Source organism: Nocardioides abyssi (assembly GCF_030412915.1).
GTDB lineage: Bacteria > Actinomycetota > Actinomycetes > Propionibacteriales > Nocardioidaceae > Nocardioides > Nocardioides abyssi.
On the sequence record NZ_JAUHJR010000005.1, the window covers coordinates 127326 to 147196 of the forward strand.

Below are 19871 nucleotides of genomic sequence, written 5' to 3' on the forward strand. Positions count from 1 at the left end.
TGTCACCGATCAGGACGCGCCGTGCCCGTCCGCGGCCCGGACGTGGACGACGTCGCCGGCGCCCACGGCGACCTGGCGCTCCGGGCCGGCGACCACGAGGTGGCCCGAGGGGTCGATCGCGGTGGCCATGCCGGTCAGCACCGAGCCGTCGGGGAGGTCGACGCGCACCTCGCGCCCCACGGTGACGCAGGCGTCGGCGTACGACTCGGCCAGCCGCATGCCGGCCAGGTCGCCGCCGGCCTGCCACGCGTCGTACGACTCGCGCAGGGAGGCCAGCACGTCGACCAGGAGTGCGGTCCGGTCCGGCACCGCTCCCCCGTCGGCCTCGATGGCCAGCGACGTGGCGGTCGGGACGGGCAGCTCGTCGGCGCCGAGCCCCACGTTGATGCCGATCCCCACGACCGCACAGGGGCCCTGGTCGGTCTCGATCCGCTCGACGAGGATGCCGGCGACCTTGCGGTCGCCGATGAGCACGTCGTTGGGCCACTTCACGCCCGCACGGAAGCCGGCGGCCTTGAGCGCCTTGTCCACCGCGTAGCCCGCGAGCAGCGGGAGCCACGGCCAGCTGCGCGTCGGCGCCGTCGGGCGCAGCAGCACCGAGAAGGTCAGCGCCGAGCGCGGCGGTGTCTCCCAGGTCCGGTCGAGCCGGCCGCGCCCCGCGGTCTGGTGCTCGGTGACGACGACGAGGCCCTCCGGCGCACCGGCGCGGGCGCGCTCCACGACCAGGGCGTTGGTCGACGGCGCCTGCGCCACCACCTCGACCGAGACCCCCGGCACGAGGTCGGGGCTCAGGCCGGAGAGGACGGTCTCGTCAAGGGATGGGCGCTCGGCCGAGGTCGCGGTCACGGGCACTACATTGACCCACGCCCCAACCCAGACGCCAGCACCGACGCCGACGAGGAGACGTCCCGAACGTGAGCGCAGAGAGCACCGAACGTCCCGGACAGGGGACCGACGTCCCCGCGGACATCGACCTGCACACGACGGCCGGCAAGCTGGCCGACCTCGACCGCCGCCTGGAGGAGGCGGTGCACGCGGGCTCCGCCAAGGCCATCGAGAAGCAGCACGCCAAGGGCCGCCAGACCGCTCGCGAGCGCATCGAGATGCTCTTCGACGAGGGCTCGTTCGTCGAGCTCGACGAGCTGGCGCGGCACCGCAGCACGGCGTTCGGCCTGGAGAAGAACCGTCCCTACGGCGACGGCGTCATCACCGGCTACGGCACCATCGACGGCCGCCAGGTCTGCGTCTTCTCCCAGGACTTCACCGTCTTCGGCGGCTCGCTGGGCGAGGTCTACGGCGAGAAGATCACCAAGGTCATGGACCTCGCGATCAAGACCGGCTGCCCGATCATCGGCATCAACGAGGGCGCCGGCGCCCGCATCCAGGAGGGTGTGGTCTCGCTCGGCCTGTACGGCGAGATCTTCCGCCGCAACGTCCACGCCTCGGGCGTCATCCCGCAGATCTCGATGATCATGGGCAACTGCGCCGGCGGGCACGTCTACTCCCCCGCGGTCACCGACTTCACGATCATGGTCGACCAGACCTCGGCGATGTTCATCACCGGCCCCGACGTCATCAAGACCGTCACCGGCGAGGACGTCTCGATGGAGGACCTCGGCGGCGCGCGGACGCACAACACCAAGTCCGGCAACGCCCACTACATGGCCTCCGACGAGGAGGACGCGATCGAGTACGTCAAGGCGCTGCTCTCGTTCCTCCCGCAGAACAACCTCGACGAGCCCCCGGCGTACGACGAGGTCGCCGACCTCGAGGTCAACGACTCCGACCGGGCGCTCGACACGATCATCCCGGACTCGCCGAACCAGCCCTACGACATGCACGACGTCATCCGCGCCGTCGTGGACCCTGATGCTGACGGGGTGGGGGACTTCGTCGAGGTGATGGAGCTCTTCGCGCCGAACCTGATCATCGGCTACGGCCGGGTCGAGGGCCGCCCCGTCGGCGTCGTCGCCAACCAGCCGATGCAGTTCGCCGGCACCCTCGACATCGACGCCTCGGAGAAGGCCGCCCGCTTCGTGCGGACCTGCGACGCCTTCAACATCCCGGTGCTGACCTTCGTCGACGTCCCGGGCTTCCTCCCCGGCACCGACCAGGAGTGGAACGGCATCATCCGCCGCGGCGCGAAGCTGATCTACGCCTACGCCGAGGCCACCGTCCCGCTCGTCACCGTCATCACCCGCAAGGCCTACGGCGGCGCCTACGACGTCATGGGCTCCAAGCACCTCGGCGCCGACATCAACGTCGCCTGGCCGACCGCCCAGATCGCCGTCATGGGCGCGCAGGGCGCGGCCAACATCGTGCACCGCAAGACGCTCGCGCAGGTCGAGGCCGAGGGCGGCGACGTCGAGGCCAAGCGCGCCGAGCTGATCGACGAGTACGAGACCACGCTGGCCAACCCCTACATCGCCGCCGAGCGCGGGTACGTCGACGCGGTCATCCAGCCGCACGAGACCCGCTCCGAGGTCGTCCGGGCGCTGCGGCTGCTGCGCTCCAAGCGGGCGAGCCTGCCGCCGAAGAAGCACGGGAACATCCCGCTCTGATGGGCGCCGACGAGACCCCCGGCCAGCAGCCCGGCCAGCAGCCCGGGGAGACCGCTGCCGAGCAGGAGCCCGCCCGGCCCCTGCTGCGGGTGGTCAGCCCGCACGCCACGCCGGAGGAGGTCGCGGCCCTCGTGGCCGTCCTCTCCGCGATGGGCGGCGGTGAGGCACCGGCCCGTGCCCCGCGGCCGGAGTGGAGCGCCCCGCACCGCCTGGTGCGGCGCACGTTCCCGCACGGCCCGGGCGGCTGGCGGGCCAGCGCGCTGCCGCGCTGAGCCCGAGTTCCCCATTCGTCCACGGCGCCGGCGCACGTCGGCGAGAATCCTTGCGGGGAAGTTGAGGTTCGCGGTGCCACCCCTTGAGGTGGGGCTCGCAGACTCGGTGCAGAGACGACGACCGGGTCGGTGACCACCACGGCACCGCACCAATGATGGGACGACAGCGCGTGGACGCGAACAACATGGGGCAGCAGGACGGGACCTGGCTCGCAGCCGGCACCGCACCCGGGATCGACGACCCACGCTACGTGCGGATGCCCGACCCCTCGCTCGAGGCGTACGCCGACCAGTTCCTCGAGGCGGTCGACGAGCTGCCCACGATGCGCCCGACGGTCGGCTGCGTCATCCCGGCGTACAACGAGGCCGAGACGATCGCCGGCGTGCTGGACTCCCTCCTCCAGCAGACCCGGCTGCCCGACGTCATCCACCTCGTCGTCAACAACACCAGCGACGACTCGGTCGAGATCGCCAGCCACTACGCGGGACCGCACACGCGGATGACGCCGACCGGCGAGCAGACGACCGTCATCTACGTCCACGACATCGGCAAGAACCCGGACAAGAAGGTCGGCGCGCTCAACTACGGCTACTCCCTCGTCGAGCACATGGACTACCTGCTCGGCGTCGACGGCGACACCACCCCGGAGCCGGACGCGATCCAGCACCTGGTCGACGAGATCGCCAGCGACGACCGGATCGGCGGCATCTCCGCGGTCTACTCCATCGACGACTCCGCGCTCGACGGCTGGATGGCCAAGTTCCTCATCGCCGGCCAGCGCGCGCAGTTCTCGGCGTTCAACATGCAGAACCTGCTCAAGGGCCGCAACATGGCGGTCCTCGGCGGCCAGTTCTCGATCTTCTCCACCCAGGCGCTGCGCGACGTCATGCGCGACAGCCACCAGCGCACCCCCTGGATCAGCGACTCCGAGGTCGAGGACTCGCTGCTCTCGCTCCAGATCAAGTCCGCCGGCTACCTCACCAAGATCTCCGCCCGCGCCCGCGCCCACGTCGGCGGCATGACCACCCTCCGCTCGCTGGACGCCCAGCAGGTGAAGTGGAACTTCGGTGCCATCGACCTGATGTGGCCCGGCCAGCGCGGCGACACCAAGGGCCAGCCGTTCCACCCCAACCTCCGGCTGCGCTGGTTCGAGCACCTCTCGATGGTCATCAACATGACCACGCGCGTCATGTTCCTGGTGCTGCTGATCGGCTCGCTCACGATCGACGCGTTCGTCTTCCAGGCCTGGTGGCTCGTCCCGCCGCTGGCGGCGGTCTGGCTGAACTTCCGGGTGGCGCACTCGATGGAGTTCGCCAACAGACGCGACTACCTCTTCGTGCTGCTGATCTTCCCCGCCGAGCTCTACATGTTCATCCGGATGGGTCACTTCGTCCGGGCCTGGCTGAAGTTCTTCAGCAAGCAGCAGACCGACAACTGGGCCGCCCAGGCCAAGGCCGAGCGCGGCAAGGGCGTCGCGTGGATGTACCCGTTCCTCGCCCTCGGCGTCTTCTTCGTCGCCGCCTGGATCACCTGGCTCTACGTCCCGATCCAGACCACGTCGGACCTGCTCGAGGTCGGCTGGCCGATCCTCGGCGTCATCACCATCGCGCAGACCTTCTGGATGCTCATCAAGGCCTCCAAGCGCTACCGCGGCTTCAAGGCCTGAGCGCCGCCGTGAGCACCCCCTCGACCTCCACCCGCACCACTCCTCGGGAGACCACCACCATGCCCGCCACCCGCTCCCCGCGCCGGCTCCGCACGCTCACCGCGGCCCTCGCCCTCGTCCTCGCCGGCTCGCTGTCGAGCTGCTCGCTGGTCGACGGCCTCGGCGGCGACCCCGAGCCGGTCGAGGCGGAGAACCCGAGCGCCGCGGCCACCGAGGCGGCGTACGACTCGCAGTTCACCCGCGACGGCACCTTCCAGTCCCACGTCGACATCGACGGGATGGACTTCGTCTACACGCTGTGGCCGACCAAGTCGACGCCGCGGACCAACGAGTGGTACCCGAAGGGCAACAAGTTCTTCTCCTTCACCTTCCAGGTCTACGACCTCGACCGGGCGCTGCGCGACCCGTTCCGCACCAAGCGGAAGGCCTACCTCGGCAACATCAAGGTCACCTCGCGCACCATCACCTCCGACGGCAGCCCGACCCAGCGGCCCTACAAGCTGAACGCCGAGGCGTCCCGCGTCACCTTCGACCCCGAGGCCGTCACCCACCCCGTCCACGGCATGCTCATCACCTCGCCCAAGGGCTCCTTCGAGATCCGCAACCAGAAGATCGGCCCGATGTCCGACGACACCCGCGGCCTGGAGCTGACGTTCGTCGCCGAGGTCCACTTCGAGACCGCCCCCGGCTCCGGCAGGTTCGTCGCCAAGAAGGTCAAGCAGACCGTCCCCATCGCGATCTTCGAGTCCGAGACCCCCACCCAGGTCGCCGAGATCCCGATCAACGCCAACTGACCTCCCGCTGGTCGAGCAGCACCTCGCTGGTCGAGCAGCGAGCCCCGGCGAGCGTCGACGAGACCCCTGGCAGCCGATCCTCGGCCTGCGGGCCGTGGGTGGTCGCGGTGGAGGCAGCTATAGGGACGAGGTACGCCGTGGCTCGCGGCCGCTTCCCGGCTCACGCTGGCCGGTCTCGGCTGGTTGAGGAGGGCCGCCAGGCCCGTCTCGAAACCCGCCGAGAATCTCCTCGGATCGTTGTCCAAATAGTGGTCTGACCTGGGGAAACAGCCCCGCGACTGTCGGTGGTCACTTCTTGAGTAGACCCATGGCCAAGGACTCCCGACACAGTGCGCACCCGGCGTGCCGTGCGGTCGCGAAGTCCCGGAAGAGGGCGCGCTCGGCGTGCAGCTCACGCCTGTGGCAGATGTCCGACACCGAGGTTGCAGCCACTCTCCTCGAGGCCACCCGGCTGCGCACCCAGGTCGAGGCCCTCGAGCTCCGCCTCGCCGCCGAGGCCGACCGCCGACAGGTGGGTGACAAGGTCGGCGCGACCGACACCGCGTCGTGGTGGGGACACGAGACCCGCCAGGACCGGCCGGCCGCGAAGCGACGGATGCGGCTCGCGGAGTCGCTGGACCGCCACGCGCCTACGTCAGCGGCGCTGGCTGAGGGCGCGATCAGCGTCGACCACGCCCAAGTGATCACCGACTGCGTCGACAAGCTGCCCGACGACCTGCCTGACCCGACGATCCCGGAGCGAGCCGAGAAGCACCTCTTGAACGAGGCACTCGATCGCGACCCCAAGTCGCTCGCGATCCTGGCCAAGCACGTCCTGACCGTCGTCGCCCCTGAGATCGGCGAGGAGCGCAATGCCCGCGCGCTGGAGCGCGAGGAACGCGAAGCCCGCGCGAAGGCCTGGCTCACGATGTGTCCCGACGGCAAGGGCTCGGTGCGCGGCAAGTTCTCCATCCTGACCCTGCACGGCGAGATGCTCAAGAAGATGCTGCTCGCCTTCGCAGCACCCAAGCACCAAGCAGCCACCAAGACGGAGGACAGCGAGCCCGAGGTCGAGCGCCGCCCCTCGCCCGAGCGGATGGGCGACGCGTTCTGCGAGCTCCTCGAACGCCTCTCCGCCGACAAGCTCCCCCAGCTCGGCGGCCTCAACGCCTCCGTCGTCGTCCTCATCGACTACACCGACCTCCAGAGCGACACCGGCCGCGCCACCCTGGAGTCCGGCGAACCCAACTCCGCCTCCCTCGCCCGGCGGATGGCCTGCGAAGCCGCCCTCCTCCCCGCCGTCCTCGGCAGGAAGTCAGAGCTCCTCGACCTCGGCCGCACCGCCCGCCTGTTCTCCGGCGCCCAGCGCCGCGGGCTCGCGATCACGCAGCAGACCTGCACCGCTGTCGGGTGCGACTGGCCGGCCCACCTCTGCCACGCCCACCACGACGACAGCTGGCTCCGGGGCGGAAAGACCGACATGAGGAACGCACGTCTGCTCTGTCCCAGGCACCACGCCCGCATCCACGACCCCCGCTACGAGACCACGCACCATCCCGACGGCGGCGTCTCGTTCCACATGCGGACATAGGCCATCCGTGTTCTTGATCGAACGTTCGACCAAGAACGCGAACCACCCCCGCACCCGCGCAGGACGGCAACCACCGCCGGCCGGACGAGGATTGCAGCGCCCTGCGCACCTCACCGGGTCTCGTCGACGCTCGCCAGGGCTCGCTGCTCGACCAGCGGGTGCGATAGGTGGGTCAGGCGGTCTCGGCGAGGCGGTAGCCGACGCCGCGGACCGTGTCGATGAAGCGGGCGCTGGGGCCGTCGTCGCCGAGCTTGCGGCGGAGGTTGGCGATGTGGACCTCGACGGAGCGCTTGTCGGCTTCGTTGACGAAGTACGAGGTGACGTACTGCTGGCCGCGCATCGTCAGCACGAGGTCGGCCTTGCTGCGGACGCGGCGGCCGGTGCTGAGCAGCGAGGCGAGCAGGTCGAACTCCGTGCGGTTGAGGTCGACCGCACCCCCACCGACGGTGACGACGCGGCTCTCGTGGTTGAGGGCGAGGCCGTTGAACCGCACCCACGAACCGTCCGCGGACGGGCCGGCGGCCGACGGGGCGGCGTGGGCGCCACCTGGCTGCACGGGCGGCTGGTACGCCGGCTGCTGCGGCGCCTGCGGAGCGGGAGCCGGCGGAGCGTAGGGCTGCGCCGGCGGCGCCTGCGGGTACGCCGGCTGCTGGACGGGCTGCTGGGCCGGCGGCGGCTCGTAGGCGACCGGAGCCTGGTGCTGCGGCTCGTAGGGCTGCTGGTACGGCTGGGTCGGCGCAGGCGCCTGCGGCGCGGGCGGCTCGACCGGCTGCTGCACGGACGGCTGGTAGGTCGGCTGCGGCGGGGGCGACACCGGCTCGGGCTGCTGCGGCGGAGCGGGCTGGGCGGGCTCGTCGTTGCGGACGACCCGCAGCGGAGCGTTCTGGGTGAGGTCGCGGGCCGCGGCGGCGGCCCACGACTCCGGGGCCGGCTCGACGGGAGCAGCAGGGGCGGCGGGGGCGGCGTCGTCGGGAGCGGCGGCCTGCTCGCCCTCGGCCCAGCCGACGGGCTGCTCGGCACGCAGGCGGGGGCGGCGCAGCATCGAGTCGGCGCGCGCCCGCAGCTCGCGCGGGCGGAACGGCTTGACCAGGTAGTCGTCCGCCCCGGCCTCGAAGCCCTGCACGACGTCGATCTCGTCGGCGAGCGCGGTGATCATGATCAGGTAGGTGTTGCTGAACTCCCGGAGCCGCCGGGCGACGGCGAAGCCGTCCATGCCGGGCATGTTCACGTCGAGCGTGGTGATCAGCGGGTTGTGCGCGCGCACCGCCTCGACACCCGTCGGCCCGTCAGGGGCGACGACGGTCGTGAAGCCCGACTGGGTCAGCACGATGTCGATGAGGTCCCTGACGTCCGGGTCGTCCTCGATGATGACCGCGGTCCACGGATCCCCCTGCATGGACCGAACCCTAACAACGTCCGGCCCAGGTTCTGCGTCGTCGCCTGCGCGACGCGCGGTCAGGCACGACCGAGCAGCTCGAGGGCCCGCTGCGGCCAGAACTCCCCGGCCGGCGGACCGCCGTTGCACGGGCCGTCGCTCTCGCCGGGCGGCTTGATCCACAGGTAGGCGTCGAGCCCTGTGCCGTCGTCGACGTACCCCGGTCGCTGGCCCACCGACTGGCCCGACGGGTTGCACCACTCCTCGAGCGAGCCCACCCCGTTGCGGCCGCTGTCCACGACGTAGTGCGCACCGCCGACCAGGTCGCTGAGCCGCTCGGCCCACCGCACCTCGTCGACGTCGGTCTGGTAGTTCGAGACGTTGGTCGCGAAGCCGCGGACCTGCCCGACCCCGACCTCGCGCAGCAGCGCGGCCACCTTCTTGGCCGGGACCCAGCCCGAGTGCCCGCCGTCGACGTACGTCGTCACGCCGGCCTCCGCGAGGGCGTCGACGGCCCGCGACAGCAGGTCGACGCGCTCCGCCCGCCGGTCGCACTCGACCGCCGAGGCCAGGGCGTCCGGCTCGAGCACCACGACGGCCGCGTAGGTGGCGGCCGCGCCGGCGATCTCCTGCACCCACGGCACGTACGACGCGGCGTCGAGCCCGCCGCTGGAGTAGCCGCCCGTGCAGTCGCGGTCGGGGATGCCGTAGACCACCAGCACCGGCACGCGGCCGGCCTCGTCCGCAGCGGCCACGAGGGAGGCGACGTACCCGCCGACGGCGCCCGGCGGACGCTCCTCCGGCGTCAGCCAGATCCCCTGCGGGACCTCGGCCAGCTCCGCGAACGCCGCCGCCTCGTCGGTGCGGCCGTCGGCCTCGGCCTGCTGGGCGGCCTGCGCGGTGCGCGAGCGGGGGTCGACGTACTGCGGCTGCTCGGCGAACCGGTTGCGCTCCTGGGGCCCGAGCTCCCACGGGCCCAGGTGCTGGGCGCGCGCGACGAGGACGCCGGCGACCGCGAGGACCACCAGGACCGCCAGCGCGCCGAGCGCGACGGGAAGGACGCGGGAGCCGCGGGACGCGTCGTCAGGCACGCGGTCATTGTGCCGAGTGGTTGGTGCGCGATGCTGGGGCGGTGCCGACGTTCGTGCTCGCCTCCGCCTCCCCCGCCCGCCTCACGACCCTCCGCAACGCGGGTCTCGACCCGCAGGTCGTCGTCTCCGGCGTCGACGAGTCGCAGGTGGTCGGCGTGCCGCCGGCCGAGCTCGCGCTCCGCCTGGCCGAGCTCAAGCAAGACGCCGTGGTGGGCCGGCCCGAGGTGCCGGCCGACGCGCTGGTGCTGGGCTGCGACTCGGTGCTCGAGCTCGACGGCCAGGCGCTGGGCAAGCCGGCCGACGCCGAGGAGGCCGTGGCCCGGTGGCGGGCGATGCGGGGCCGCAGCGGCGTCCTGCGCACCGGTCACGCCCTGCACGACACCGCCAACGGCCGGACCGTCTCGGCGACGGCGTCGACCACCGTGCACTTCGCCGACGTGACCGACGAGGAGGTCGCGGCGTACGTCGCGACCGGCGAGCCGCTCCACGTCGCCGGCGCGTTCACGGTCGACGGCCTGGGCGGCTCGTTCGTGACCGGGATCGAGGGCGACCACCACAACGTGGTGGGCGTCAGCCTTCCGCTGCTCCGGTCCCTGGTGGCCGACCTCGGCCACTCGTGGACGGGTCTCTGGTCTCGCTGACCGGCCCGCCCGGCAGCGAGGTCCCGTCGGGGTCGGTGGTCTCGCCGAGGTGGTCGGGCTCCGGGGGCACCATCGGCTCGGCCGGGTCGTACATCTCGGTGAGGTGGATCGGCCGCCGGAAGATGAACCGGCGGAAGAGGTAGAAGCGCGAGATCAGGCCCAGCACCAGGCCGATGACGTTCGCCGAGACGTTGTCGGAGATCGGGTCGTCGAGCCCCAGCACCTCGCGGCTGATCGTCAGGCAGGCGATGGGGATCAGCATCGTCACCGCGTTGATCGCGATGAAGGCCGTGAGCCCGCCGTCGGCCTGCCGGGGCGGCCGGTCGCGGAAGGCCCAGGTGCGGCTCCCGCGGTAGCTGACGAACATGCCGATGGTGTTGGCGATGACGTAGGCCAGGATCGGCTGGTCGGGCAGCACCGCGTGCTCGCCGGTGTTGAAGCCGTGCACGAGCAGGTTGAAGATGACGAGCGCGACGACCGTGGCGAGACCGCCGACGGCGATGAACCGACCGGCCTCACCGAGGAAGCGCCGGTTCGACATGGGGCCAAGGCTAACGAACAGACCGCCCGGACCCCGCCTCGACGGGGTCCGGGCGCTGCGCGTGGCTATCCGGTGAAGAGGTTCGCGGCCTTGCGGAGCGTCTCGACGACGCCGTACGCCAGGGGCACGCCCACGAGCGCCCAGGCCGCTGCGATCCGTGCGGTCATGCGTGGCTCTCCTCTCGCTCGGGGCTGCCGGGTCGCGACGACGGCTCGTGGAACCGCTCCGCGACCGGGCGCACCAGCAGGTTGGCGACCAGGCCGACCGCGAGCAGCGCGACCATGGTGAACAGCGCGGGCCGGTAGTCGGCCGCGACCAGGTTGCCCGGCTCGCCACGGGCGTCGAGGAACCCGTTGACGATGAGCGGGCCCGCGACGCCGGCGGCCGACCACGCGGTCAGCAGCCGGCCGTGGATCGCGCCGACCTGGTAGGTGCCGAAGAGGTCGCGGAGGTACGCCGGGATCGTCGCGAAGCCGCCGCCGTAGAACGAGATGATCACGGCCGCGAACAGCACGAAGAGCACCGTCGAGCTCGGGCCGATCGTCGCCAGCAGGACGTAGCAGACCAGCCCGACGCCGAGGTAGACCATGTAGATCGGCTTGCGGCCGATCACGTCGGAGGTCGAGGACCACGCGAACCGGCCGCCCATGTTGGCGATGGAGAGCAGGCCGACGAAGCCACCAGCGGCAGCGGCGGCGACCGAGGACTCGCCGTTCTCGCGGAAGAAGTCCTGGATCATCGGTTGCGCCTGCTCGAGGATGCCGATGCCGGCGGTCACGTTGCAGAACAGCACGGTCCACAGCAGCCAGAACTGCGGCGTGCGGACGGCGTTGTTCGCCGACACGCTGGCCGTGGTCACCATCGACTTCGAGCGGACCGTCGAGGGGTCCCAGCCCTCGGGCTTCCACCCGTCCGGGGGCACCCGCACGGTGAACGCGCCGAACATCATGAAGACGAGGTAGACCGCGGCGAAGGTCAGGAACAGCATCATCACCGCGTCGCCGCTGGGCACCGACGAGGAGTCGCCCGAGTCGTAGCCGGAGTCGTAGAACGACATCAGCCGCCCCGAGAGCGGCGAGGCCACCAGGGCGCCACCGCCGAAGCCCATGATCGCCATGCCGGTGGCCAGGCCGGGCCGGTCGGGGAACCACTTGATCAGCGTCGAGACCGGCGAGATGTAACCGATGCCCAGGCCGATGCCGCCGATGCCGCCGTACCCGACGTAGACCAGCCAGAGCTGGTTGGTCGCGATGCCGAGCGCAGCGACCAGGAAGCCGGCCACCCAGAAGCACGCGGAGACGAACATCGCGGCGCGCGGGCCGTTGCGGTCCACCCAGGTGCCGAAGAGCGCCGCCGACAGGCCGAGCATGACGATCGCGACGGAGAAGATGACGCCGACGGCGGTCAGCGTGCTGTCGAAGTGCTCGACCAGCGCGCTCTTGTAGACGCTGGTCGCGTAGACCTGGCCGATGCACAGGTGCACCGCCAGGGCCGCGGGCGGCACCAGCCAGCGGCTGTAGCCGGGCCCGGCCACGGTGCGCTCACGCGCGAGGAACGACGGTACGGCCATGCACTCCACCTCCAGGGGGTCGGGGAGGCGGTACCCACATCGTGAGCGCGGTCACAGCCCTCAGGCGGTGGTCCCCGGCTCGAGCCTGCTCCCGGCCCCCAGCACGACGCCCTCGCCGACCACGCTGTGCCGCCCGACGATCGTGACCGCGTCAGGGTCGTCGTACGCCGCCGCGTCGGCCTCCCCGACGCGTGCGTCGGCCTGCACCTCGCACCGGGTGTCGACGATCGAGCGGTGCACGCTCGCCCCGCGGCGCACGACCGTGTCGGTGAAGACCACGCTGTCGACGACCCGCGCGCCCTCCTCGACGACCACGCCGGGGCCGAGCACGCTGCGGACGACCTCGCCGGCGACGTGGCAGCCGGGGCTGAGCATCGAGTCGGCGACGGTCGCGCCGTCGAGCACGCGGGCCGGCTGGCGCTGCGGCTGGCGGGTGAGGATCGTCCAGCCCGGCACGCCGAGCACGTCGCGGTCCTCGGTGAGCAGCTCGCGGTGGGCGGTGAGGTAGAGGTGCGGCTGCCCGAGGTCGCGCCAGTAGCCGGGCATCCGGTGGGCCACGACCTTGCCGCGCTCGACGAGCCGCGGCAGCAGGTGGTCGCCGAAGTCGCCCAGGCCGGTGTCACCCGGCTCGCTGTCGGCGGACAGCTCGCGGTGCAGCTCGCCGAGCACCTCAACCAGCGCCGCCGGGTCGTAGACGAAGACCTCGGTCGCGACGGTCCCGGTGGTCGGCTCCTCCGGCTTGTAGTCGACCCGCGTCACCCGGCCGTCGTCGTCGTGCTCGACGGTCGCGTGGTCGGAGGCGTCCTCGACCGGTACCTCGGTGGTCACCACGGTGCACTCCGCGCCGTGCTCGTGGTGGGTGACGATCGCGTCGCGGTAGTCGAAGCGGTAGACGTGGTCGGCGCTCATCACGAGCACCACCTCGGGGTCGAAGGACTGGATGTCGTCGCGGATGCGGAAGAGCAGGTCGGCGTTGCCCTTCGCGAAGCCGTCCTCGTCGAGGGTGCCGGTCCCCTCCTGCGGCATCAGCAGGCGCAGCCCGCCGACGTTGCGGTCGAGGTCCCATGGCCGCCCGTTGGCGACCTGCTCCTCCAGCGTCGAGCCCTGGAACTGCACCGAGAGCCACACGTCGGTGCAGCCGGAGTGGGTGAGGTTGGACAGCGGGAAGTCGAGCAGCTGGTAGACCCCGGCGAACGGCAGCGCGGGCTTGGCGCGCTCGCGCGTCAGCACGTCCATGCGCCCTCCGGAGCCTCCGGCCTGGACGATGGCGAGCACGCGGTGGGCGACCATGCCGGTCATCGTGACAGGCGGGTCCACATCGCGGCAGGGGCCTGGCCGGGGCCTCACTCGACGGGCAGGCCCAGCCCCCGGGCGATGAGCATCCGCTGGACCTCGGAGGTCCCCTCGCCGATCTCGAGCACCTTGGCGTCGCGGTAGAAGCGCGCGACGGGGTACTCCTCCATGAAGCCGTAGCCGCCGAAGACCTGCGTCGCGATCCGCGTGGCGGTCACGGCCGACTCGGTGGAGTAGAGCTTGGCGACGGCCGCGGCCTGCTTGAAGTCGCGGTACGGCGCGCCGGCGTCCTTCATGGCGGCCGCGCGGTAGGTGAGCATCCGGCTCGCGTGGAGCATCACCTCGAGGTCGGCGACCTGGAAGGCCACGCCCTGCTTGCGGCCGATCGGCCCGCCGAACGTCTGCCGCTCGCCCGCGTAGGCGACCGCCATGTCGAGGCACGCCTGGATGCAGCCCACCGACAGCGCGGAGATCGCGACCCGGCCGTCGTCGAGCGTGGCGAGGAACTGGGCGTAGCCGCGACCCCGGTCGCCGAGCAGGTGGTCGGCCGGCACCCGGGCGTCCTCGAACGACAGCGGGTGGGTGTCCGAGGCGTGCCAGCCGAGCTTGTCGTAGGCCTTCTCGGCGGTGAACCCGGGCGTGCCGGCCGGCACCATGATCGCGGAGATCTCCGGGCGGCCGTCCTCGCGCGTGCCGGTGCGGGCCGTGACGGTCACCAGCGAGGTGATCGAGGAGCCGGAGTTGGTGATGAACTGCTTCGAGCCGTTGACGACCCACTCGTCGCCCACCAGCTCCGCCTTCGTCCGCGTCGCGCCGGCGTCCGAGCCCGCGCCGGGCTCGGTCAGGCCGAAGCCGGCGAGCTGCTCGCCCGCGACCAGCGCCGGCAGCCACCGCTGCTTCTGCTCGTCGGTGCCGTAGGTCAGGATCGGGTTGATCCCGAGGCCGACGCCGGCCTGGAGGGTGATGCCCATCGACTGGTCGACGCGCCCGATCTCCTCGATCGCCACGCAGAGGCTCGTGAAGTCGCCGTCGTCCCCGGCGCCGCCGTACTCCTCCGGCGCGGTGAGGCCGAAGAGGCCCAGCGCGCCCATCTTGCCGACCACGTCGACCGGGAAGTGGTGGTCGCGGTCCCACTGCGCCGCGTGCGGCGCGATCTCGGCCTCCGCGAACTCGCGGACGCTGCGGCGGAACTCCTCGTGCTCGCGGGACAGCTCGAACGTCATGCCCGGCATGCTAGCCGCGGAGGTTAACGGTTGTTAACCACCTGGGGCGACGAGACAGTGCCGGGACGAGGGCGGGACCACCACGACCGGCCGGTCCCATCCCGTGGGCGAGACCACAGGCCGGTGCCCGTCGGAGGGCGGTAGCCTGCCCGCCGGGTCGCCCGACCCCGTCCCACCCGCGTCCTCACAGAGCCAGGAGTGCCCCACGGTGCCGGAGAGCAAGCCCCTCACGAAGGTCCTGATCGCCAACCGCGGCGAGATCGCGGTGCGGGTCATCCGCGCCTGCAAGGACGCGGGCATCGGCAGCGTCGCCGTATACGCCGAGCCCGACCGCGACGCCATGCACGTCCGGATCGCCGACGAGGCGCACTCCCTCGGCGGCGCGACGCCGGCGGACTCCTACCTCGACATCGCCAAGATCATCGCCGTCGCGGAGAAGTCGGGCGCCGACTCGGTCCACCCCGGCTACGGCTTCCTGGCCGAGAACGCCGAGTTCGCCCAGGCCGTCATCGACGCCGGGCTGACCTGGATCGGTCCCCCGCCGGCCGCCATCGAGGCGCTGGGCGACAAGGCCAAGGCCAAGCACATCGCCGACAAGGCGAACGCGCCGCTGGCCCCCGGCACCAAGGACCCGGTCAAGGACGCCGACGAGGTCGTGGCGTTCGCCGAGGAGCACGGCCTGCCGGTCGCCATCAAGGCGGTCTTCGGCGGTGGCGGCCGCGGCCTGAAGGTCGCCCGCACCATCGAGGAGATCCCCGACGCCTACGAGTCGGCCGTCCGCGAGGCCGTCACGGCTTTCGGCCGCGGCGAGTGCCTGGTGGAGAAGTTCCTCGACAAGCCGCGCCACGTCGAGACCCAGTGCCTGGCCGACCAGCACGGCAACGTCGTGGTGGTCTCCACTCGCGACTGCTCGCTGCAGCGCCGCAACCAGAAGCTCGTCGAGGAGGCCCCGGCGCCGTTCCTCTCCGAGGAGCAGCTCTCCGAGCTCTACGAGTCCTCCAAGCGGATCCTCAAGGAGGCCGGCTACTACGGCGCCGGCACGTGCGAGTTCCTCGTGGCCCAGGACGGCACCATCTCCTTCCTCGAGGTCAACACCCGCCTCCAGGTCGAGCACTGCGTCTCCGAGGAGGTCACCGGCATCGACCTGGTCCGCGAGATGTTCCGCATCGCGGCCGGCGAGGAGCTGGGGTACGACGACCCAGAGATCCGCGGCCACTCCATCGAGTTCCGCATCAACGCCGAGGACGGCGGCCGCAACTTCATGCCGGCCCCGGGCACCCTGTCGGCGTGGAGCCCGCCGAGCGGCCCGGGCGTGCGCCTCGACGGTGGCTACGAGAACGGCGAGACCATCCCCGGCTCGTTCGACTCCCTCATCGCGAAGCTGATCGTCACCGGCCGCGACCGGACCCAGGCGCTGGAGCGCTCGCGCCGCGCGCTGGACGAGTTCGTCGTCGACGGCATGCCGACGGTCATCCCGTTCCACCGCGCAGTCGTCTCCGACCCGGCGTACGTCGGCGCCTCGACCCCGTCGGGCGAGGGCTCCTTCGACGTCTACACGCAGTGGATCGAGACCGAGTTCGACAACCAGATCGAGCCCTACGCCGGCGACGTCGCCGAGGCCGATGAGGCCGAGGAGCGCCAGAGCGTCGTCGTCGAGGTCGGCGGCAAGCGGCTCGAGGTTGTCCTGCCCGCCGGGCTGGGCGGCATCGCCGCCGGCGCCGGTGCGGGCGGCGGCGCGAAGAAGCCCAAGCGCAAGAAGGGCGGCGGCTCGGGTGCCGCGGCCAGCGGCGACGCCGTCACCAGCCCGATGCAGGGCACGGTCGTCAAGGTCGTCGTCGAGGAGGGCCAGGAGGTCGCCGAGGGTGACACCGTCGTGGTCATCGAGGCGATGAAGATGGAGCAGCCGCTCAAGGCGCACAAGGCCGGCACCGTCACCGGCCTGCAGGCCGAGGTCGGCGCCACCGTCACCAACGGCGCCGTCATCTGCGAGTTGAAGGACTGACCGCCCGGTCCCCCGCGGGCCGGAGATCTTGCGCTTCGCGGGGGTGGTGACATCCCAAGTAAACCTGGGAACCTCACGCTTCGCGGCTGATGCATCGGCCGCGAAGCGTGAACATCCCAAGTGAACCTGGGATGTTCCCGACCGGCCCGGCAGGAAATCCTCCGGCCCGGCGAACCGATCCGGCCCGAGGAGCGTCAGAGCCGGCATGAGGATCAAGCACACAGCAGCACGACGGACCGCGACGGCACTCCTGGGTGGGGTGACGGCGACGGTGGTGGCCCTGACGACGGCGGTGCCCGCGGGCGCCGCTGTCGGGGTCATGACCGACCCGGCCGGGGACGCGAAGACGTCGTTCAAGAGCGGGGACGTCACCAAGGTCCGCGTCAAGCACGGCCCCAAGGCCCTGCGGCTCGCGGTCACCCACGCCGCCGAAAGCGGCCTGGCCGACGTCTACCGGTTCAACGTCGACACCGACCCGAAGGCCAAGGGCCCGGAGTGGGTGATCGGCACCGGCATCGAGGTCGAGCAGTGGCGCGTCTTCCGCGCCGACGGCTGGCGGGGCGTCGACGGCGGGCCGGTGTGCACCGGCGGCAACGACATCGACTGGGACGCCGAGCGGATGCGGCTGGTCGTGCCCCGCGGCTGCCTCGGGTCGCCCGAGCGGGTGCGGGTCAACCTGGTCACGTCCAACGACTACCCGGGCACGCCCGTCGACCACGCGCCCGGCAAGCGCACGTACGGCGCCTGGGTGACCACCGGCTGAGCATCGTCGGGTGCTGGCTAGCGTGGCGGGTGTGATCCACCCGCCCGCTGCCGACCCCGTCCTGCTGCGCGAGCCGCGGCACCGCGTGAGCCCGCGCGCGCGGCTGATGTGGCAGGTGACGGCGCTGGTCGAGGGTGCCGTGACCATCGGCGTGCTGCTGCTGGTGGCGCTGGCCGTCGACGCGGTCGAGGTGCGGTGGTGGATGATCGCGGTCGCGGTCGCCGCGGTGCTCGGCTGGGTCGCGGTCGTGCCGCAGTGGCGCTACGCCGTGCACCGCTGGGAGGTCACCGCGACGGCGGTCCGCACCCAGACCGGGTGGTGGGCGCGCGAGCAGCGGATCGCCCCGCTCTCGCGGATCCAGACCGTGGACCGCGCCGAGGGTGCCGTCGCCCGGCTCTTCGGGCTGGCCACGGTCACGGTCACCACCGCCTCGGCCGCGGGTGCCCTCGAGATCGACGGGCTGGACCGCCGCCTCGCCGACGACCTGGTCGCCGAGCTCACCGCGCGGGCCGACGCGGTCGAGGGCGACGCCACGTGACCCAGCCCCCCGACGGACGCCCGGAGCCCGGACCGGTCGTGGAGGGCCCCGGCGACTGGCAGCGGCTCGACCCCCGGATGCTCCTGGTCCACCCCGTCCAGGAGACGGTCCGGCTGTTGCCGGTGCTGCTCGGCGTGCTCGTGGCGGGTACGGCGTCGGGCGCGCGCGGCTGGCAGCTGCTCGGCCTGCTGGTGCCCGTCGTGCTCGGCCTGCTGCGCTACGTCACCACCAGCTACCGGGTGGGCGGCGGCCGGGTCGAGCTGCGCCGCGGGCTGCTGGAGCGGCACGTGCTCTCGACGCCGGTCGACCGGGTGCGCACCGTCGACCTCACCGCCTCGCCCGTGCACCGGCTGCTCGGGCTGACGACCGTCCGCGTCGGCACCGGCACCGCCTCGACCGACGAGGACGAGCGGCTCGACCTCGACGGGCTGCCCGCCGAGGTCGCCCGGCGGCTGCGCGAGGAGCTGCTCCGCGCGGCCCGGGCGGCCCGGCCGGCCGACCCGGAGCACGCCGGGGCCGACGACCCGTTCGCCACCGGCACGCCCGCACCGCCCGCTCCCCCGGTGGTCGCCTTCGACCCGGCCTGGGCCCGGTTCGCGCCGCTCACCTCGACCGGCCTGGTCGTCGTAGCGGGCCTCCTCGGCGGCACCGTGCAGCTGCTCGACGCGCTCGGCGGGTTGCGTCGCCTCGACGCCGGGTCGTGGGCCGACCGGGTCGCGGGCGTGCCGGTGCTGGTCGCCGGCGCCGGCCTGCTCCTCGCGCTGGCGGTGGCCTCGTCGGTGCTGGCGGTCAGCGGCTACCTGGTCGCCAACTGGGGGTTCACCCTCGGCCACGCCGACCGCGCCTGGCACCTGCGCCGCGGGCTGCTCACCACCCGCGAGACCAGCATCGACGACGCCCGCCTGGCCGGGGTCACCCTCGGCGAGCCCTTGGGCCTGCGGCTGGCCGGGGGCGGCCGGCTCGCGGCGATCGTCACCGGCCTCGGCGACGGCCAGGAGTCCTCGTCGGTGCTGGTGCCCCCGGCTCCCCGGGCCGTGGTCGGCTCGGCCGCGCGGGCCGTGCTCGGCGTCGCCGCGCCCGTCGACGTACCCCTCGTCCGGCACGGCCGCGCCGCCACCCGCCGCCGCTGGACCCGCGCGCTGCTGCCGGCGCTGCTGGTCACCGCCGCCTGCCTGCTGCTCGCCACCCGCTCGGCGTGGTGGCTCGGGCCCGCGGTGGTCGCGCCGCTGGCGGCCGCCGCGCTGGCGGCGGACCGGGCGCGGGCGCTGGGCCACGCGCTGACCGACGGGTACGTCGTCACCCGCTCCGGCAGCCTCTACCGCCGCCGCCACGTGCTCGCCGTCGGCGCGGTCATCGGCTGGAACGTCCGCTCCACGTGGTTCCAGCGGCGCGCCGGCCTGGTCACGCTCGTCGCCACCACCGCCGGCGGCCGCCAGTCGGTCGCGGTGCCCGACGTGCCCGAGGCCGCCGCGCTAGCGCTCGCCGCCCGGGCGACCCCTGCCCTGGTCGAGCCGTTCCTCGACCGCTCCCCCAACCGCTCTCCAGACCGCACACCCGGGCCGACCGGCACGGCAACCGCCGGGCGTCCCTAGCGCCGCACCTCGCAGCGCACCGCCCGTTCGGCGCGCAGGCAGCGGTCCCAGCCGGCCCCGCCGTCCACGCGGTCCCAGCCGGCCCCGCCGTCGAGCAGGTCGGCGAAGGCGCTGCCCTCGACCTCGTCCCCGGCCTCGATGCCGACGAGAGTGGAAACCAGCCCGTCGCAGGTGACTGGTGGCTCGTCGGCCGCGACGGCACCCGGGACGGCCGGGACCAGCAGGGCGAGGGCGGTGCCCAGGAACGTGGCCAGGACGGTGCCGAGGACGGCGGCGCGCGCGGGGGCCAGGGAGGTCTTGACGCCCGGTACGACGCGCGGGACCGGTCCGGTTCGCCCTACCGACCGGTACGTCTCGCGGGTGGCGCCCGTCACCGCG

General features: G+C 72.5%; 19 protein-coding genes. 10 read left to right on the forward strand and 9 right to left on the reverse strand.

Annotated features, from left to right (window positions below):
• Nucleotides 1-9 precede the first annotated feature (9 nt).
• The gene (locus QWY29_RS13190; RefSeq protein WP_300961482.1) at nucleotides 10-846 is read right to left on the reverse strand and encodes a biotin--[acetyl-CoA-carboxylase] ligase; all 837 of its coding nucleotides are present in this window, start codon (nucleotides 844-846) and stop codon (nucleotides 10-12) included.
• 68 nt (nucleotides 847-914) lie between these two features.
• Here QWY29_RS13190 and QWY29_RS13195 point away from each other — a divergent pair, with 68 nt between their 5' ends.
• From QWY29_RS13195 to QWY29_RS13215, 5 genes are all read left to right on the forward strand, one after another.
• Nucleotides 915-2561: an acyl-CoA carboxylase subunit beta gene (locus QWY29_RS13195; RefSeq protein WP_300961483.1), complete on the forward strand. Its 1647-nt coding sequence runs from the start codon at nucleotides 915-917 to the stop codon at nucleotides 2559-2561.
• Nucleotides 2561-2833 carry an acyl-CoA carboxylase subunit epsilon gene (locus tag QWY29_RS13200; RefSeq protein ID WP_300961484.1) on the forward strand — a complete coding sequence of 91 codons (273 nt, stop codon included), beginning with the start codon at nucleotides 2561-2563 and terminating at the stop codon, nucleotides 2831-2833. Before QWY29_RS13195 ends, QWY29_RS13200 begins: the two co-directional genes overlap by 1 nt.
• 170 nt (nucleotides 2834-3003) lie before the next feature.
• Nucleotides 3004-4500 carry a glycosyltransferase family 2 protein gene (locus QWY29_RS13205; protein WP_300961485.1) on the forward strand — a complete coding sequence of 499 codons (1497 nt, stop codon included), beginning with the start codon at nucleotides 3004-3006 and terminating at the stop codon, nucleotides 4498-4500.
• Nucleotides 4501-4508: 8 nt separating this feature from the next.
• Complete coding sequence (locus tag QWY29_RS13210) at nucleotides 4509-5294, forward strand: hypothetical protein (protein ID WP_300961486.1); 786 nt, start codon at nucleotides 4509-4511, stop codon at nucleotides 5292-5294.
• Between the two features lie 406 nt (nucleotides 5295-5700).
• Nucleotides 5701-6864 carry an HNH endonuclease signature motif containing protein gene (locus QWY29_RS13215; RefSeq protein WP_300961487.1) on the forward strand — a complete coding sequence of 388 codons (1164 nt, stop codon included), beginning with the start codon at nucleotides 5701-5703 and terminating at the stop codon, nucleotides 6862-6864.
• Between the two features lie 172 nt (nucleotides 6865-7036).
• Here QWY29_RS13215 and QWY29_RS13220 read toward each other — a convergent pair whose 3' ends face one another.
• Complete coding sequence (locus tag QWY29_RS13220; protein ID WP_300961488.1) at nucleotides 7037-8260, reverse strand: winged helix-turn-helix transcriptional regulator; 1224 nt, start codon at nucleotides 8258-8260, stop codon at nucleotides 7037-7039.
• A gap of 59 nt (nucleotides 8261-8319) precedes the next feature.
• On the reverse strand, nucleotides 8320-9330 hold the full coding sequence (locus tag QWY29_RS13225; protein WP_300961489.1) for a glycoside hydrolase family 6 protein: 1011 nt from the start codon (nucleotides 9328-9330) through the stop codon (nucleotides 8320-8322).
• A 41-nt stretch (nucleotides 9331-9371) separates the two neighbouring features.
• Between QWY29_RS13225 and QWY29_RS13230 the strand changes: the two genes are divergently transcribed.
• A complete protein-coding gene (locus QWY29_RS13230; RefSeq protein ID WP_300961490.1) occupies nucleotides 9372-9971 on the forward strand; it encodes a Maf family protein in 600 nt (199 codons plus the stop codon).
• Here the strand turns inward: QWY29_RS13230 and QWY29_RS13235 are convergent.
• From QWY29_RS13235 to QWY29_RS13250, 5 genes are all read right to left on the reverse strand, one after another.
• Complete coding sequence (locus QWY29_RS13235; RefSeq protein ID WP_300961491.1) at nucleotides 9901-10512, reverse strand: GtrA family protein; 612 nt, start codon at nucleotides 10510-10512, stop codon at nucleotides 9901-9903. The genes QWY29_RS13230 and QWY29_RS13235 overlap by 71 nt on opposite strands.
• A 65-nt stretch (nucleotides 10513-10577) precedes the next feature.
• A complete protein-coding gene (locus QWY29_RS21265; RefSeq protein WP_439117431.1) occupies nucleotides 10578-10679 on the reverse strand; it encodes an MFS transporter small subunit in 102 nt (33 codons plus the stop codon).
• A complete protein-coding gene (locus tag QWY29_RS13240; protein ID WP_300961492.1) occupies nucleotides 10676-12082 on the reverse strand; it encodes an OFA family MFS transporter in 1407 nt (468 codons plus the stop codon). Before QWY29_RS13240 ends, QWY29_RS21265 begins: the two co-directional genes overlap by 4 nt.
• 60 nt (nucleotides 12083-12142) lie before the next feature.
• Nucleotides 12143-13372, reverse strand: coding sequence for a glucose-1-phosphate adenylyltransferase family protein (locus QWY29_RS13245; protein WP_300961493.1), 1230 nt, complete (start codon nucleotides 13370-13372; stop codon nucleotides 12143-12145).
• A 53-nt stretch (nucleotides 13373-13425) separates the two neighbouring features.
• Complete coding sequence (locus QWY29_RS13250; RefSeq protein ID WP_300961494.1) at nucleotides 13426-14598, reverse strand: acyl-CoA dehydrogenase family protein; 1173 nt, start codon at nucleotides 14596-14598, stop codon at nucleotides 13426-13428.
• A 208-nt stretch (nucleotides 14599-14806) separates the two neighbouring features.
• Here QWY29_RS13250 and QWY29_RS13255 point away from each other — a divergent pair, with 208 nt between their 5' ends.
• From QWY29_RS13255 to QWY29_RS13270, 4 genes are all read left to right on the forward strand, one after another.
• Nucleotides 14807-16600, forward strand: a complete 1794-nt coding sequence (locus QWY29_RS13255) for an acetyl/propionyl/methylcrotonyl-CoA carboxylase subunit alpha (RefSeq protein WP_300961495.1) — start codon at nucleotides 14807-14809, stop codon at nucleotides 16598-16600.
• Nucleotides 16601-16805: 205 nt separating this feature from the next.
• Nucleotides 16806-17363 (forward strand): hypothetical protein, encoded by a 558-nt coding sequence (locus QWY29_RS13260; protein ID WP_300961496.1) that lies wholly within the window; start codon nucleotides 16806-16808, stop codon nucleotides 17361-17363.
• A gap of 31 nt (nucleotides 17364-17394) precedes the next feature.
• Nucleotides 17395-17901 carry a PH domain-containing protein gene (locus QWY29_RS13265; protein ID WP_300961497.1) on the forward strand — a complete coding sequence of 169 codons (507 nt, stop codon included), beginning with the start codon at nucleotides 17395-17397 and terminating at the stop codon, nucleotides 17899-17901.
• Nucleotides 17898-19493 carry a PH domain-containing protein gene (locus QWY29_RS13270; protein ID WP_300961498.1) on the forward strand — a complete coding sequence of 532 codons (1596 nt, stop codon included), beginning with the start codon at nucleotides 17898-17900 and terminating at the stop codon, nucleotides 19491-19493. The genes QWY29_RS13265 and QWY29_RS13270 overlap by 4 nt, the downstream gene beginning before the upstream one ends.
• Here QWY29_RS13270 and QWY29_RS13275 read toward each other — a convergent pair.
• Entirely contained in the window at nucleotides 19490-19867 is a 378-nt protein-coding gene (locus tag QWY29_RS13275; protein WP_300961499.1) for a hypothetical protein, read from the reverse strand. The two genes, QWY29_RS13270 and QWY29_RS13275, sit on opposite strands and share 4 nt — an antisense overlap.
• Between the last annotated feature and the right edge of the window lie 4 nt (nucleotides 19868-19871).